The organism is Streptomyces sp. NPDC015032, from assembly GCF_043080425.1.
In the GTDB taxonomy this organism is placed as follows: Bacteria; Actinomycetota; Actinomycetes; order Streptomycetales; family Streptomycetaceae; genus Streptomyces.
The window spans coordinates 1-12,937 of sequence record NZ_JBIBVN010000037.1 but is presented as its reverse complement, the minus strand read 5'-3'; the positions used below and the strand labels follow the sequence as shown (position 1 = coordinate 12,937).

Genomic DNA, 12,937 nt, shown 5'->3' with positions numbered 1-12,937 from the left:
CGTTTATGGGGCCAGGACTCCAGTGTCTCCCCCCGGAGGAGTGATGGCAGCCGGGAGCCGGTGTCCGCAGGCCTGCGCTGCCCGTTCTCGGCGTTCCGGGACGCGGGCAGAAGGACCGCGGCGGCTTCAGGCGTGCCCGACTCCGAGTTCGCGGCCGCGGTAGAAGCCTTCCCGCTCCTCGACGATGTAAGGGGCCATGGCCTCACGCCGCTGCGTCTCCGCCGCGGAGGCCCGCCAGGAGTCGCACGCTTCCTTGGTGTCCCAGAACGACACCCCGGTGATCTCTTGCCCGTCCTCGGACCAGTACGCGTAGGCGCGGCGCAGCGCCCGCGGGTACGGGTCCGGGCGCCAGGCCCTCTCGAACTCCTCCAACGCGCCCGGCTTGATGCGGCGTGTCGTCACCCAGACAAAGTGCTCCACCATCGCGGCCTCCTCCGGAACGCCGGCTCGACTTGATGGTGCCTTCCCGAGCCATCGTAGGTTTGTGGCACAGCTTCCGCCCCTGCTGCGGGGGAGCTCGGTTGCCCCAGGTCGCTGAGCGGGCCCCGGGGGACGGGGCAGGAGCTGACGAGCAGGGGTCGGTGTGCTGCGCCCGCGCGTGCCGTCCCGTCCGGTCGGCGTAGTCCTCGCCGGGCGTCTGCTTGCCCGTGATCGGGTTGGCCGACCCGGGCCTCGGTGCATCGGGACGGCGTTGCCTCGGTGGTTTCTTCACGGTCTTCAGCGTCTACATCCGCTGGCGCAACAACCGCGCTGAACCGAAAACCAACTTCGCGCCCGACTCCCCGATCCGCCAGTGGACCGAATACCCGGCCAAGGCAGCGTGACAAGCCACTGGCGCCGCTGCGGTGGCGCGGGTTCGTGCGGTGGTTGATCGTCCGCAATGGTGCCGGTCGGCCGCGGTGACACGGCGGGCGGTACCCCCGCGACGACCCCGGCGTACCCGCCCAGGGCCCCACGCGGCTGCTCACTCCAGCCGAACGCCCTTGACGTTCAAGCGCGTTAGCGAGCGGCAGGCGAGACGGACAACACAGGACAGCCAGGCAGATCGATTGACTTTCGATCGATATCGATATATGAATCGCTTCTTCATCGTCGCGCTCCGAGCCGGTATCATCGCAGCGATCACGGTGGGCCTCTTCGGTCAGTTCGTAGTCATCCCCACCACAGCGGCCGATGAAGTCGACCGCTTCCCTCCATACGCCTCGTTCGCCGCGCCCTATGCGACCGTGGCGATCATCGGCGTCGCCTGCGTTCAAGTCGCGCTCGTCGCGGTGTGGATGCTGCTCACCATGGTCCGACGCGGCGCGATTTTCACCCCGAGGGCCTTCCGCTGGGTCGACACCGTCATCGGGTCCTCGGCCGTGGCGACGCTGTTGGCGCTCGGCGGCACCGGGCACCTGACCCTGGCCGAGATCCCCACCCCCGATGACGACAACATGGCCGTCCTCGGCGCCCTGTTCGCCGCGCTGGCGAGCGTCGGCGTGGGGGCGGCATTCGTCATGCTGATCGTCATCATGCGCGGCCTGCTGCGCAAGGCGACGGATCTGGAGACCGAGATCGCCGAGGTGGTGTGATGGCGATCGTCGTCAACCTGGACGTGCAACTTGGCAAACGCAACATGTCGGTCGGAGAGTTCGCCGCCGTCGTCGGCATCACCCCCGCCAACGTCGCCGTGCTGAAGAACGGGCGCGCCAAGGCGGTGCGGTTCACGACGCTCGACGCGATCTGCCGCACCCTCGGCTGTCAGCCCGGCGACGTACTGCGCTGGGTCCCCGACGACGAGGACGACGAGGACGACGAGGACGACGAGAGCGACGGGAACAGCGCTGTGAGCCGAGAGAAGAACGGCGCCGGACACGTCGGCTGAACACCCGCGAAAGCCCGCCACGACAACCCGCCACCACGGCCGACCACGCAGGCCGCACGACCACCGGCCACGGCACACAACGGGTCCTCGCCCAGGAACGTCCCATCCGCAGGCCCAGCCCCGGGACTCCAGCCCCTCAAGGGCCTTCCTGGTCTCGGCGGTCATCTCCGTGGCCTTTGCCAACGCTGCCCGGGCCGGGCCGTCGGCGTCGATGTCCTTGAGCACGGTGCGGTAGTTCCCGATCAGGGCCTCGGTGATCTCCCGCTCGGCGAGCCGGAGCCTGGACCGGCCGGAGACCGTACTCGCCGACACCACCGGGAGGCGGCGGTGCGCACGCTTCGACGCCGAGCCTGCGGTGCCGGGGGAGGCCGTTCGCGAACTCTGACAAATGTCATGGGAGGGTCATGGGTCAGCTCACTGCCGCAGCAAGGGCTCCAGGGCCGACCCTCGGGGGTATGGCCTCACCCGCAGCAGTACCCGAGCCCACATCCGCATCCAACCCGACGCTGATCGGACAGGCTCTGCGCCCGGTCAAGCGTCTCGTCGGCAGTTACCTCGCCCTCAGCGTCGCGACCCTCGTCGCTGTCTTCCTGCTCCGCGACCACGCGGACGTCGTCGACGACGCGGTGTGGACCCGCACCGTCCTCGTCGCCGGGAGCGCGGCCCTCACCTACACCTTCGCCGTCGGCGCCGCGCGCGGCTCGCGCCGCGCCTTCCTTCGGCTGCGCATCGTCACGGCCGTGATGACGGCGGCCGTCGCCGTCATCGTGGCGCTGCCCGGCCTCTTCCCCGTCTGGCTCCGCATCGAGCAGAGCGTCTGCGGACTGCTCCTGCTCAGCGTTGTCCTCGCGGTCAACGGCCGTGAGATACGCGCCCTGTTCCGGTCCCGATGAGCACACCGCAGCTCGGGAGCGGTGTTAACGTGCCCGCCATGCAGGCGCCAGGCACCCCGGCGGTGAGCCGTGATCCGCAGCGCTGGTCCCGGGGCTGGCGGCGGACACTGCTCGCCGCCGGCATGCTGGCCTACCCCGCCGTCACCGCGGTCGGTGTCGCCCAGTACAGCACGGGTGGTGCCCGGATCGCCGGGTACGCCGTCGTGACCGTGTTCTGCGTCTGCTACGTCCTGGGGACGCTCGCCGCCGACCGGGGAGCGCTGCGCCACCCGGTCCTGCCATTCGCCGTGCTGACCGTGCTGTTCGTCGCCGCGCTACCGTTCGCCCACGAGTACGCGTTCTTCCTGTGCACAGTGATCGTCGCCTTTGCCGCGCTGCGCCGCCGCCGGTACGCCGCCCTCCTGATCGGCACCGGGGCGGTGGCCGCCGTCGTCGTTCCCTGGGCGGTGCGGCCCTGGCACAGCGGCCCCGGCTGGCTTGAGGCCGTCGCCCTCGTCTTCACCGCGCTGACCGTGTCCGCGTTCGCCGAGATCGCCCAGTCGAACCAGGCGCTCGTCGAGGCCCGCGCCGAGGTCGCCCGGCTCGCCCAGCAGACAGAACGGGACCGGATCGCCAGGGACCTGCACGACCTCCTCGGCCACTCCCTCACGGTCATCACCGTCAAGAGCGGCCTCGCCCGCAAGCTCGCCGCCGCTGGGTCGGAGCGCGCCATCGACGAGATCACTGAGGTCGAGCAGTTGTCCCGGCAGACCCTCGCCGACGTACGGGCCGCAGTCTCCGGGTACCGCGAGGTGACCCTTGCCGGTGAACTCGCGCGCGGACGCGAGCTGTTGCGAGCCGCAGGCGTTGAGGCACGGCTGCCGCTGACGACGGACCCCGTCGGGGCCGAACAGCAGGAACTGTTCGGGTGGGTCGTGCGGGAGGGGCTGACGAACGTAGTGCGGCACGCGCGGGCCACACGGTGCGAGGTGACCTTGACCGCGTCGGCCGTGGAGATCCGGGACGACGGCGCAGGCGGCGGCACCGGGGGAACGGCGAACGGACTCGTGGGGCTGCGAGAGCGAGTGGCGGAGGCCGGCGGCGTCTTGGAAGCCGGACCGGTCGCACCGCGCGGCTGGCGGTTGCGGGTGGCGCTGTGAGGGGCGGACGCCGGGCACCGGGAACGAGACAGGGAGAAACGACGCGATGACGACCCAACGCACCATCCGGCTGCTGCTCGCCGACGACCAGGACCTGATCCGCAGCGCGCTGTCCGCCCTGCTCGACCTGGAGGACGACTTCGAGGTCGTCGCCGCCGTCGACCGCGGCGACAAGGTCGTCGACGCCGCCCTCGCCCACGACCCGGACGTCGCCCTGCTCGACATCGAGATGCCCGGACTCGACGGACTCGCCGCCGCGGCCGAGCTCACCGCACGGGTGCCGCGGTGCCGCATCGTCGTCCTCACCACCTTCGGCAGGGCGGGCTACCTGCGGCGCGCCATGACCGCTGGTGCCGTCGGCTTCGTGGTGAAGGACGCGCCGCCCGAGGCGCTCGCCGACGCCGTCCGCCGCGTGATGCGCGGAGAGCGCGTCGTCGACCCGGAGCTCGCGGCCACCACCCTCGCCGCGGGCGAGTCACCGCTGACTCCACGTGAACGGGACGTCCTGCTGGCCGCCCGGACGAGCGGTTCCGTGGCCGACATCGCCAGCGCCCTCCACCTCTCCGAGGGAACAGTCCGCAACTACCTGTCGTCCGCCATCGCCAAGACCGGCACACGCAACCGAATGGAGGCGGTGCAGGCGGCCGACGAACGCGGCTGGCTCTGACCCCGGAAACCCACGACCGGGGCCCCGTAACTGTCCGCACCCGCCAACTCGAATGGGCAGCACGACGTGCCCCAGCCCGATGAACCCCCAGAACAGGGCGGGGCCTGCTGGCGGCGGGGCAGGACGACGAAGCCGGGATCGTCCGCAGGGGGCGGCTCGGGGGCCAGGTCGGGGGTGCGGGCCCCGGTCAGGAGACCGTCGAGGCAGAGGGCGTCGGCGAGGATTCGGCCGCGGACGTTCACGACGCAAGGCGGCACGTGCAGGGCGTCGGCATTCTTCGCGGTGGCCAGCGCAGCATGGTCAGGGGCCTGGGCGTAGGCGGTTTCGGTCTGGTCCGTGAGCAGCGCGTCGACCTGGGGACCTGGTCCACGCCGACGGCTCCCCCCGCCACGCCGGACTCCACCTGCCCGACCATGACCACCAGCACCCTCGGCAGAAAGAGGTCGCCGGCGGGCTGGACCGGAGGGTGCAGACCGCCCGAGAAAGAGCACGCGAGCAGCAACAGAAAGGGTCAGGTGGTGCAGAGGTGGTGCGTGACGCCTAGAGAGGTCTAGACAAGAGAGAGCCCAGGTCGCTGACCTGGGCCCTCTGCCAAGAGCGGGTGACGAGAATCGAACTCGCGCTCTGAGCTTGGGAATCAACGGTTCTCGGGCTACCGAAGGTGCTCTGACCTGTGCTTTCCCGTTGGACGGGATGGTTGGCTACGGTCCCTGGGAGCCGTCCCTGACCGCTGTTGTCCGCTCCGCTGGGCACGGATGGGGCATGGCCGGTCTGATCGGCCCGATGCGCATCCTGCCGAGCGTCCAGCCTCCATGCGGCCATCAGTCTTCGGGCGGAGCTTCCAGCTCGTGGAGCCGTTCGCCGATGTCCTCGCCCCATACTTGTGCCCACTGCCGCAGCCCGGTGATTGCTTGTTCGTCGAGCCCGTAGGCGGTGAATTCTGTGTCGTCGATCCAGTCGGCTCCGCCCAGTCGGGCTTGCAGCTCGCTCAGGTCGAAGGAGTCGCGCGCGTGGCGCCGTCCGAGCTCTTCGAGTTCGACATGGCTCCAGCGGTCCGCAGCGGCCTGCACGTCGATCAGGTCCCTGGCGAGTCCACGGTCGGCCAGTGCGCGGACCTTGGTCCCAACGACATCTTCGAGGGACAACACCAAGCCGTGCTCGGTGCGCACCGGCGGCCGCCAGAGCGTTTCCTTGAGGATGTCGACCTCGCACTCGTCACGGCTGGCGGGATCGGTGACGATCAGACGTGCGGACAGCGGATCTGTCTCCAGGGATTCCACCTGCCATCCGCGCTGCTCCAGTCCGGTGCGCACGACGGTCGCGATGTCCTCCAGGATGCCGGCCAGGTGTGGGCGTGCCGTGCCGCCGCTTGCGCATCTGTGCCGAAGCCCTCGCCAGGCCGATGGGCAATGGAGCCCAGGAAGCGGAGCAGGTTGCTCCCTCCTTCATCGGCTCCGGAACGCTGATCGCCTCGGGGCCCAGCCTCAACACCTGTGCGATGTAGGGCCACCAGTGGCCGGGAGTCCGTTCGCCCTCGATCCACCGCCGGGCGTGCCGGCGCTGCGGGCGGCGCGGATCACCGCGTTCGGCGAGGCCAAGGGGACGTGCCGACTCCGAAGGCCCCCAGCCACGTTCCTGGCAGGCCCGCTTGATCAGTTCCGCGACGGCAGGGTTCCTCGGCACCCCGTCACCCTCCCCATCTGGATCACGCGGGATTACGCAGGACTGGAGGGCGGTCGCCCTGTGTGCCGACGAGAAGGCCCGGATCCAGGCACTGGACCCGCCCCGACCCGTGCTGCTGGTCCAGCAAGTGGACCGACGCGGACGGGCTGCGATCAGCTCTTGAACAGGTTCGAAAATGGCTGCGGTGTGGTGATCTCTCCTGGTACTGTCGCCCTCTCGCGCGGGGACGAGTGGCGGTTCCACAGGCGCTCCCCTGTGTCGAATACCTTGGGGAGGGGCTTCTTTCGTGATTCGTCCGCTGAACAGACGGAGCACGCGCCAGCAGCGCGTACTCAGCCGTATTGCTCTCACCGTCACGCTTGCCGTGACCGCCGGGATCGGCACCGCTGCGGGGGCGGCCGTCGCCGAGACCCGCGACGCGTCCGCCGATCCCGTCGTCATCAGCCCGGGCGCACGCTTCGTGCCCCGCGCCACCATCGTCCTGAATGCAGGCGAGACCGGATTCCTCACCGCCCAGGAGGGGGACGACCGCCTCCGCTGGATCGACTACGGCACCGGTGCGACAACCACCCTCGACCACCGGCTGAGCGAGCCGCTCGCCTACAACGTGGATGAGTTCCGCTTCGCCCAGTACCCGTCGGACTTCGGCCATGGCTCCGACACCGTCGCCCTCTACGCGGACTCCCCCACTCCGCACGTGACGCTCCAGCAGCGGGCAGACGCCGGACCGGCGACCACGGTCCCGATCCCGGAGGGGCAGACATACGTCGCGACCTACGGCGACACCGTCATCACCCGGACCGGCACCGAGAAGGAGGCTACGAGCCTGCACCTCCTGCGCCTGGAGGACGGCGAGGTGCGGGACCGGAAACTGGAGGGTCTGCCGGAAGGGTGGAATCTCTCCATCAGCGAGGGCGACGCCCGGTCCGTCGCTGTCCGCGGCATCAAGTGGGAGGACACCACGATGTCTCAGGGGTGGTGGGTCGTCGACCTCGCCACCGGCAGTGTGAAGGCGCTCTCCACGCGGGGCGAGAGCGTCTCCTTCGACGGCGACACCGTCTTCCATCTCGGCGCCCCGTCCGGCGACGCCGCCCAGGTGTATCGCCGTGACGACCTGGACGCGGAGCCGACCACCGTCGACCTGCGGGATGTGGCCTCGTACAACGACGTCGTACGGCGCTTCGGCGACGACTTCGTCACCGTGACCCCGCCCAGCCCCGGCAACGACGGCGGGTACCGGGGCAACCACCTCGTCCTGCGCGACGCCTCGGGGAGCTGGAATTCCCTGCTGGCCGTCGCCTCCCCCTCGGTGCACCGCACGCCCGACGGCTCGATCCTGGTGGCCGGCGCGGAGGAGAACACCTCCTACGGCGCACTCGACTGGGGGTACTATCTCTTCACCCGCGCCGCGGACGGCACCATCACCCGAAAGCGCCTGGCGGACATCGAGGACCGGGAAGCCAGGCCGGCCGGCATATCGCTGGGCAGCGGCATCCTCACCACAGCCGACGACTCGAAGCACTACGACCCTGCCACCACCATCGGCGGCTACCGGAGCACCTGGCTGAAGACCTCCGGCCGTCCGGAGGAGCTTGAATCGACCGTCGACGGCGTCGCATCCGGCCGGGACGACGACTGCAGCCCGACAGTAGGCACCTACTGCATGACCATGTTCGCGAGCGGCGACGGGCATCACGGACGCAAGGCCGCGACCGAGCAGGGCGTCACCATGCTCTACCGGAACGGTGCCGCCCCGTGGGGACCGCGGGTGACCTCCGAACTCAGCAGCCCGCAACTCGTGGACCTCTCGGGCCGGTTCGGCATCGTGAACCAGGCCTCGGGCGGACAGCAGGCGGTTCTTCACTTCAAGGACAACGCCACCGGGAACGTGCTCCTGAAGCGGGAGCCGGCCGCGGCCTCCGTCTGGGGCAACACTCTGTGGAGCGCCCTCGGCCGGTGGGACGACACCAGCTCGGGCGTGCCCACCCAGGTGGAAGCGAAGAACCTGTCGACGGGTGCTGTCGGTGAGTCCTTCGACGCGGGCTGCGTCCCCAGCGACCTCCAGGCCGTGGGTCGTTGGGTGTACTGGCGGTGCAGCGATTACTGGCACAACTTCAAGGGCGCCGGCGTCTACGACCGGCAGGCCAAGAAGTACCTGAAGCTCGGGCCCGACGAGACGCTCCTCGGCGACGGCTATCTCGTCCGCCGCTCGGACGCGGCCGGCCTCACCCTCGTCGACCTGCACAGCGGACTCCCGGCCGGCGGCGGGGAAGCCGACCTGCCCCAGCGGGTGGTCGCCACCGTCGCCGAGCTCGGTGACCGGACCGGGCGGCGTTCCGGCTGGACGGTCGACCGCTTCGGAGGGCACGTCGCGTACGTGGGTGCGGATCGCCGGGTGCGGATCGTCCCGTCCGGCGTCCCTGCCTCCCAGATCGCCGTCATCGACGCCGACACGCCCGCCATGGACGTCAAGGCCGGTGCGTGGAAGCCGCGCTGGTGGCTGTCGAAGCCTGCGGGGTCGTGGGCACTGACGCTGACGAACAAGGCGACCGGGCAGACGGTACGGACGCTCACCGGCGGGGAGGCCCGAGGACTGGTCGAGCCGTCGTGGGACGGCAAGGACGCGGCCGGCAAGTACGTACCGAGCGGGGCCTACACCTGGACCCTGGCCGCGAAGCCCGCCGACGGTGTCCAGGCCGACCTTTCCGTCCTCGGGACGGTCGCGGTGACCGGCGGTGCCGCCGTGCGCCGCGACTATGTCGGCGACGACGGCTACCCGGATCTCTACGCCCGCGGCACCGACGGCTCTCTGGTCGTCTACCAGGGCAACGCTACCGGCAGGGTGTCGGCGAAAGCCGACGGCGGCACCTGGCCCACCGCCTCCACCGTTGTCCCCTTCGGCGACCTGGACGGCGACGGCGTCAACGACACCCTGGTCACCGACAAGGACGGCTTCCTGTACCGCTACTCCCCCGAGCGCGGCAAGGTCGTCACCCCGGACGCCTCGCAAACGAAGATCGGCAGCGGTTGGAATGCCTTCGACGGCCTGACCTACGCGGGCGACTTCACCGACGACGGCATCCCGGATCTGGTGGCCCGGCAGACCGCGACGGGTGACCTGTACCTGTACGCGGGCACCAAGACGGGCGGCTTCACCCGTACCGGCCGGATAGGCACCAGCTGGAAGGGCCTGACCATCGTCGGCGCGGGTGACCTCAACGGCGACAGGCACGCCGACGTCGTCGCCCGCACCACCAACGGCGACCTCTACCGCTACTACGGCACCGGCAAGGGCACCATCTCCTCCGGCACGAAGATCGGCTCCGGCTGGGGTGGCATGGCCGACTTCGTCGGCATCGGCGACCTCACCGGCGACGGCAAGGACGACATCCTCGGCCGCACCATGACCGGCGACCTGTATCGCTATGCCGGCAACGGCACCGGCGGCATCGGCTCCGGTGTCAAGATCGGCACTGGCTGGAAGAGCTTCACCAGCGTGCGCTAGGTGTACTGCCCCGGGAGGTTAGGGACGCGGCTGGCGGGTGGTTGACCCTTGAGTGCGGTGTGTCCGCGGTGGTGATTGTAGGTGTGCAGCCAGGCCGGGTAGGCGGCGCGTCTGTCGGCCTCGCCCAGCACGCGGTAGCGGTCGGCCCCCGCCTGGCCGTGGTCGGGGAGACCTGGAAGCGCTCGGCGGCCCGGCGCAGGGGCCAGCCGTCCTCGACCACGCAGCGGGCCAGGCGCAGCCGTCCGGTCTCGGTCAGGGGTGCATTACGGTGGGGCACGAGGGCCTTTCGGTCGGTGTAGACGTCGCAATCCACACCGAACCCGGAAGGCCCTCACCCGTTCAAGACGCCTCAGCCGAGATCTGGCTCACCTGTCCACAACCTCCCGGGGCAGAACAGCTAGGGCACCAAGGCGTAGGGCCCGCCGGACGTACGTCCAGTGGGCCCTACGTCGTCTCGTCGGTCTGCGGCGCCGTCGAGTTCCAGATGCGCGGGACGCCATCCACTTCCATGCAGCCGTACGCCTCGACGGACCGGATGGGGCCGACAGCCCACCGCCCTCACTGAGCATCTGAGTCCTGTGCGGCTGTGGTCGTTCGCTTGAACCTCCAGTGGATCTCGGAGCGGGCCGATGCGAGCCCGCGGAGCACTTTCCGGAACCGCTTCTCATCAGTCCGAAGCTGCCCGTGCGGGCCCTTGCCGAGCGCGTCCGTGATGCAGTTGGACACCTCACGGACATCACGGCTGACCAACGCGCGCAGTATGGGCCACAGACCGACGAGAGGGTTGCGATCGAGGTACCGGACCAGGCCGTCGTGCCGACCCTCGGCCAGGACGATGCGGCAGCAGCTCATCCGCAGCCGGGCCGGGGCTGATCGAGGTCGGACGCAGACGATATCGCCGGGGCCTGGCGGGACGCCTGCGAGGACGTGAAGAAGGCGGCGGACGACTGCACGGACGCGATTTCCTACGTCACAGACCCCACGGGCAACGGTGAATGGCAGGCCGCGATGAGGTCTTTCTGCCAGACGATCTTGGGAACCACGGCATGGGGGAAGGTCCGTGACCAGTGGGCCGAGGTGACGGCCAAGAAGGGCGCCCGGAGCTGGAAGACCCACGTGTGGCTGGCAGGGGAACCGCCGGATCAAGCGTCGTAGGCGTACGCCTCACGCACTGCGCGCCGCTGATCGCGCGGCGCAGATTGCTCACTGCGTACGTGACGCACGCAACGTGGGTTGGATCCTGGAAGGTGGGCCTGAAGGGCTAGACCTTGGCCCTCGGTGGCGTCGTACATGCCGTTGATGCAGGCTGGAAGGCCGCCTATGGCGCGAGTCATGAAAAATGGTCTAGACAACAAACAAGGCCCCGGTCTTCGACCAAGGCCTTCATTATGGAGCGGGTGACGAGAATCGAACTCGCGCTCTGAGCTTGGGAAGCTCATGTTCTACCATTAAACTACACCCGCGAAGCGTTCCGTTTGATCGGCTGCGCATCGTTGCACACTCTACCCCATGCCAGGTCCCCGGCGTTCGAGCCGTGGGGCCTTTTTGTTGTGGGGGAGGGTGGATGCGGGTGCCGTGGGCGGGAGTTGGGGGCGTAGCGTGGGTGGTCGGAGTGCCGCCTGGAGTCGCGTCCCGTTCATCCCCTAATGTGGCTTTTTCGTCCACGGTTTGTTGGGGAAGGGACTTGATGGACTCCATGGAGCGCACCGTCGTCCGCTGTGCCGAAGGGCACGTTTTCGCTACCGCCTCGTTCCCGATGCAGCAGCTCGGGGCCGGGCGGATCGGTCCCGGGCGGCTCATTCGCTGTCCTCGTTGTGCGCGGCTGCGGCATGCCGTGCCGGTGGTGTTCGAGCAGCGGTAGGAGCGGTGACAGGCGCGCGGGGCGGTCCCGGATTGGGGCGGGCCCGCGCGTTCTGCGTATCCTCGGGGCGTGCTTCTCTCAGATAAGGACATCCGGGCCGAGATCGACGCCGGACGTGTACGCATTGATCCGTTCGACGCGTCGATGGTGCAGCCTTCGAGCATCGATGTGCGGCTCGACCGTTACTTCCGGGTGTTCGAGAACCACCGCTATCCACATATTGATCCAGCCGTCGAGCAGGCTGATCTGACGCGGATGGTCGAGCCCGACGGGGACGAGGCGTTCATCCTGCATCCCGGTGAGTTCGTGCTCGCTTCGACGTACGAGGTCATCTCACTGCCCGATGATCTCGCGTCGCGGCTGGAGGGAAAGAGCTCGCTCGGGCGGCTCGGCCTTGTGACGCATTCGACCGCGGGGTTCATCGACCCCGGTTTCTCCGGGCATGTGACCCTGGAGCTGTCGAATCTCGCGACGCTGCCGATCAAGTTGTGGCCGGGCATGAAGATCGGGCAGCTGTGCATGTTCCGGCTGAGTTCGCCCTCGGAGTTCCCGTACGGCTCCGAGCGGTACGGATCCCGGTACCAGGGCCAGCGCGGGCCGACCGCGTCGCGGTCGTTCATGAATTTCCACCGGACTCAGGTGTGATGCCGGATGAGTGCTGATGGGCGAGAGAACCTGACGTACGAGGGATTCGGCCATGCCGTGCGTGAGCTGGCGCAGGCCGTGGCCGACGACGGGTTCGAGCCCGATGTCGTGCTGAGCATCGCGCGGGGCGGGGTGTTTGTCGCGGGCGGGCTCGCCTATGCCCTGGACTGCAAGAACATTCACCTCGTGAATGTGGAGTTCTATACCGGGGTGGGCACCACCCTGGAAATGCCGGTCATGCTGGCTCCCGTGCCGAATGCCATCGACTTCTCGGACAAGAAGGTCCTGATCGCCGACGACGTCGCCGATACCGGGAAGACGCTGAAGCTGGTGCGTGATTTCTGTATCGATCATGTCGCCGAGGTGCGCAGCGCGGTCATCTACGAGAAGTCGCATTCGCTCGTGAAGTGCGAATACGTGTGGAAGAAGACCGATCGCTGGATCAACTTCCCGTGGAGTGTCTTGTCTCCAGTACGCAAGTTGGGTGAAGCGCCCAAGGTGAATAAAGAAGCCAACTGACCTGCGCTTTTCCCACCGCCTCATCCCACCACTCGCCCCAGCTCCCATCCCGTCCGCCTTCGGCCCACACACCGTGGAGCGGTCGTGGTTCAGGGCGTCAAGGTGGAGCGCGCCACTGTACGAACGACCTTGACGCCCTGGGCCGCGACTGCTCGGCT

At 68.9% G+C, this 12,937-nt stretch carries 10 protein-coding genes, 1 tRNA gene and 3 pseudogenes; 9 read left to right on the top strand and 5 right to left on the bottom strand.

Going from position 1 to position 12,937, the window contains the following annotated elements; genetic code table 11:
• Positions 1–126: 126 nt before the first annotated feature.
• Positions 127–423, bottom strand: coding sequence for a hypothetical protein (locus ACF08M_RS33535; RefSeq protein ID WP_392189038.1), 297 nt, complete (start codon positions 421–423; stop codon positions 127–129).
• A 224-nt stretch (positions 424–647) separates the two neighbouring features.
• On the opposite strand from ACF08M_RS33535, the gene ACF08M_RS33530 reads away from it, so the two are divergent.
• From ACF08M_RS33530 to ACF08M_RS33505, 6 genes are all read left to right on the top strand, one after another.
• Positions 648–824 carry a hypothetical protein gene (locus tag ACF08M_RS33530; RefSeq protein WP_392189037.1) on the top strand — a complete coding sequence of 59 codons (177 nt, stop codon included), beginning with the start codon at positions 648–650 and terminating at the stop codon, positions 822–824.
• Positions 825–983: 159 nt separating this feature from the next.
• Positions 984–1,574: a DUF2975 domain-containing protein gene (locus ACF08M_RS33525; protein WP_392189036.1), complete on the top strand. Its 591-nt coding sequence runs from the start codon at positions 984–986 to the stop codon at positions 1,572–1,574.
• A complete protein-coding gene (locus ACF08M_RS33520; protein WP_392189035.1) occupies positions 1,574–1,867 on the top strand; it encodes a helix-turn-helix domain-containing protein in 294 nt (97 codons plus the stop codon). Before ACF08M_RS33525 ends, ACF08M_RS33520 begins: the two co-directional genes overlap by 1 nt.
• A 455-nt stretch (positions 1,868–2,322) precedes the next feature.
• Positions 2,323–2,760 (top strand): hypothetical protein, encoded by a 438-nt coding sequence (locus ACF08M_RS33515; RefSeq protein ID WP_392189034.1) that lies wholly within the window; start codon positions 2,323–2,325, stop codon positions 2,758–2,760.
• Between the two features lie 38 nt (positions 2,761–2,798).
• On the top strand, positions 2,799–3,899 hold the full coding sequence (locus tag ACF08M_RS33510) for a sensor histidine kinase (protein ID WP_392189033.1): 1,101 nt from the start codon (positions 2,799–2,801) through the stop codon (positions 3,897–3,899).
• A gap of 46 nt (positions 3,900–3,945) precedes the next feature.
• Positions 3,946–4,566 (top strand): response regulator, encoded by a 621-nt coding sequence (locus tag ACF08M_RS33505; RefSeq protein ID WP_392189032.1) that lies wholly within the window; start codon positions 3,946–3,948, stop codon positions 4,564–4,566.
• Positions 4,567–5,387: 821 nt separating this feature from the next.
• Here the strand turns inward: ACF08M_RS33505 and ACF08M_RS33500 are convergent.
• Positions 5,388–5,900 (bottom strand): annotated as a pseudogene (locus tag ACF08M_RS33500) (nucleotidyl transferase AbiEii/AbiGii toxin family protein); the annotation flags it as partial.
• A 635-nt stretch (positions 5,901–6,535) separates the two neighbouring features.
• Between ACF08M_RS33500 and ACF08M_RS33495 the strand changes: the two are divergent.
• Positions 6,536–9,754 (top strand): FG-GAP-like repeat-containing protein, encoded by a 3,219-nt coding sequence (locus ACF08M_RS33495; protein WP_392189031.1) that lies wholly within the window; start codon positions 6,536–6,538, stop codon positions 9,752–9,754.
• Here ACF08M_RS33495 and ACF08M_RS33490 read toward each other — a convergent pair.
• The 3 genes and pseudogenes from ACF08M_RS33490 to ACF08M_RS33480 form a co-directional block, all read right to left on the bottom strand.
• Positions 9,751–9,876, bottom strand: a pseudogene (locus tag ACF08M_RS33490) (IS481 family transposase); the annotation flags it as partial. The gene ACF08M_RS33495 and the pseudogene ACF08M_RS33490 sit on opposite strands and share 4 nt — an antisense overlap.
• Positions 9,871–10,031, bottom strand: a pseudogene (locus tag ACF08M_RS33485) (helix-turn-helix domain-containing protein); the annotation flags it as partial. The pseudogenes ACF08M_RS33485 and ACF08M_RS33490, both read right to left, overlap by 6 nt.
• A gap of 1,112 nt (positions 10,032–11,143) precedes the next feature.
• Positions 11,144–11,217 (bottom strand) — tRNA-Gly (locus ACF08M_RS33480).
• Between the two features lie 467 nt (positions 11,218–11,684).
• Between ACF08M_RS33480 and dcd the strand changes: the two genes are divergently transcribed.
• Complete coding sequence (gene dcd, locus ACF08M_RS33475; protein WP_072487843.1) at positions 11,685–12,260, top strand: dCTP deaminase; 576 nt, start codon at positions 11,685–11,687, stop codon at positions 12,258–12,260.
• A 6-nt stretch (positions 12,261–12,266) separates the two neighbouring features.
• A complete protein-coding gene (locus tag ACF08M_RS33470) occupies positions 12,267–12,779 on the top strand; it encodes a phosphoribosyltransferase (protein WP_392189030.1) in 513 nt (170 codons plus the stop codon).
• The last annotated feature ends 158 nt before the right edge of the window (positions 12,780–12,937 follow it).

Coding starts and splice junctions, on each gene's coding strand:
- ACF08M_RS33505 (WP_392189032.1), top strand. CDS start 3,946: ATGACGACCCAACGCACCATCCGGCTGCTGCTCGCCGACGACCAGGAC.
- ACF08M_RS33520 (WP_392189035.1), top strand. CDS start 1,574: ATGGCGATCGTCGTCAACCTGGACGTGCAACTTGGCAAACGCAACATG.
- ACF08M_RS33470 (WP_392189030.1), top strand. CDS start 12,267: ATGAGTGCTGATGGGCGAGAGAACCTGACGTACGAGGGATTCGGCCAT.
- ACF08M_RS33515 (WP_392189034.1), top strand. CDS start 2,323: ATGGCCTCACCCGCAGCAGTACCCGAGCCCACATCCGCATCCAACCCG.
- ACF08M_RS33535 (WP_392189038.1), bottom strand. CDS start 423: ATGGTGGAGCACTTTGTCTGGGTGACGACACGCCGCATCAAGCCGGGC.
- ACF08M_RS33510 (WP_392189033.1), top strand. CDS start 2,799: ATGCAGGCGCCAGGCACCCCGGCGGTGAGCCGTGATCCGCAGCGCTGG.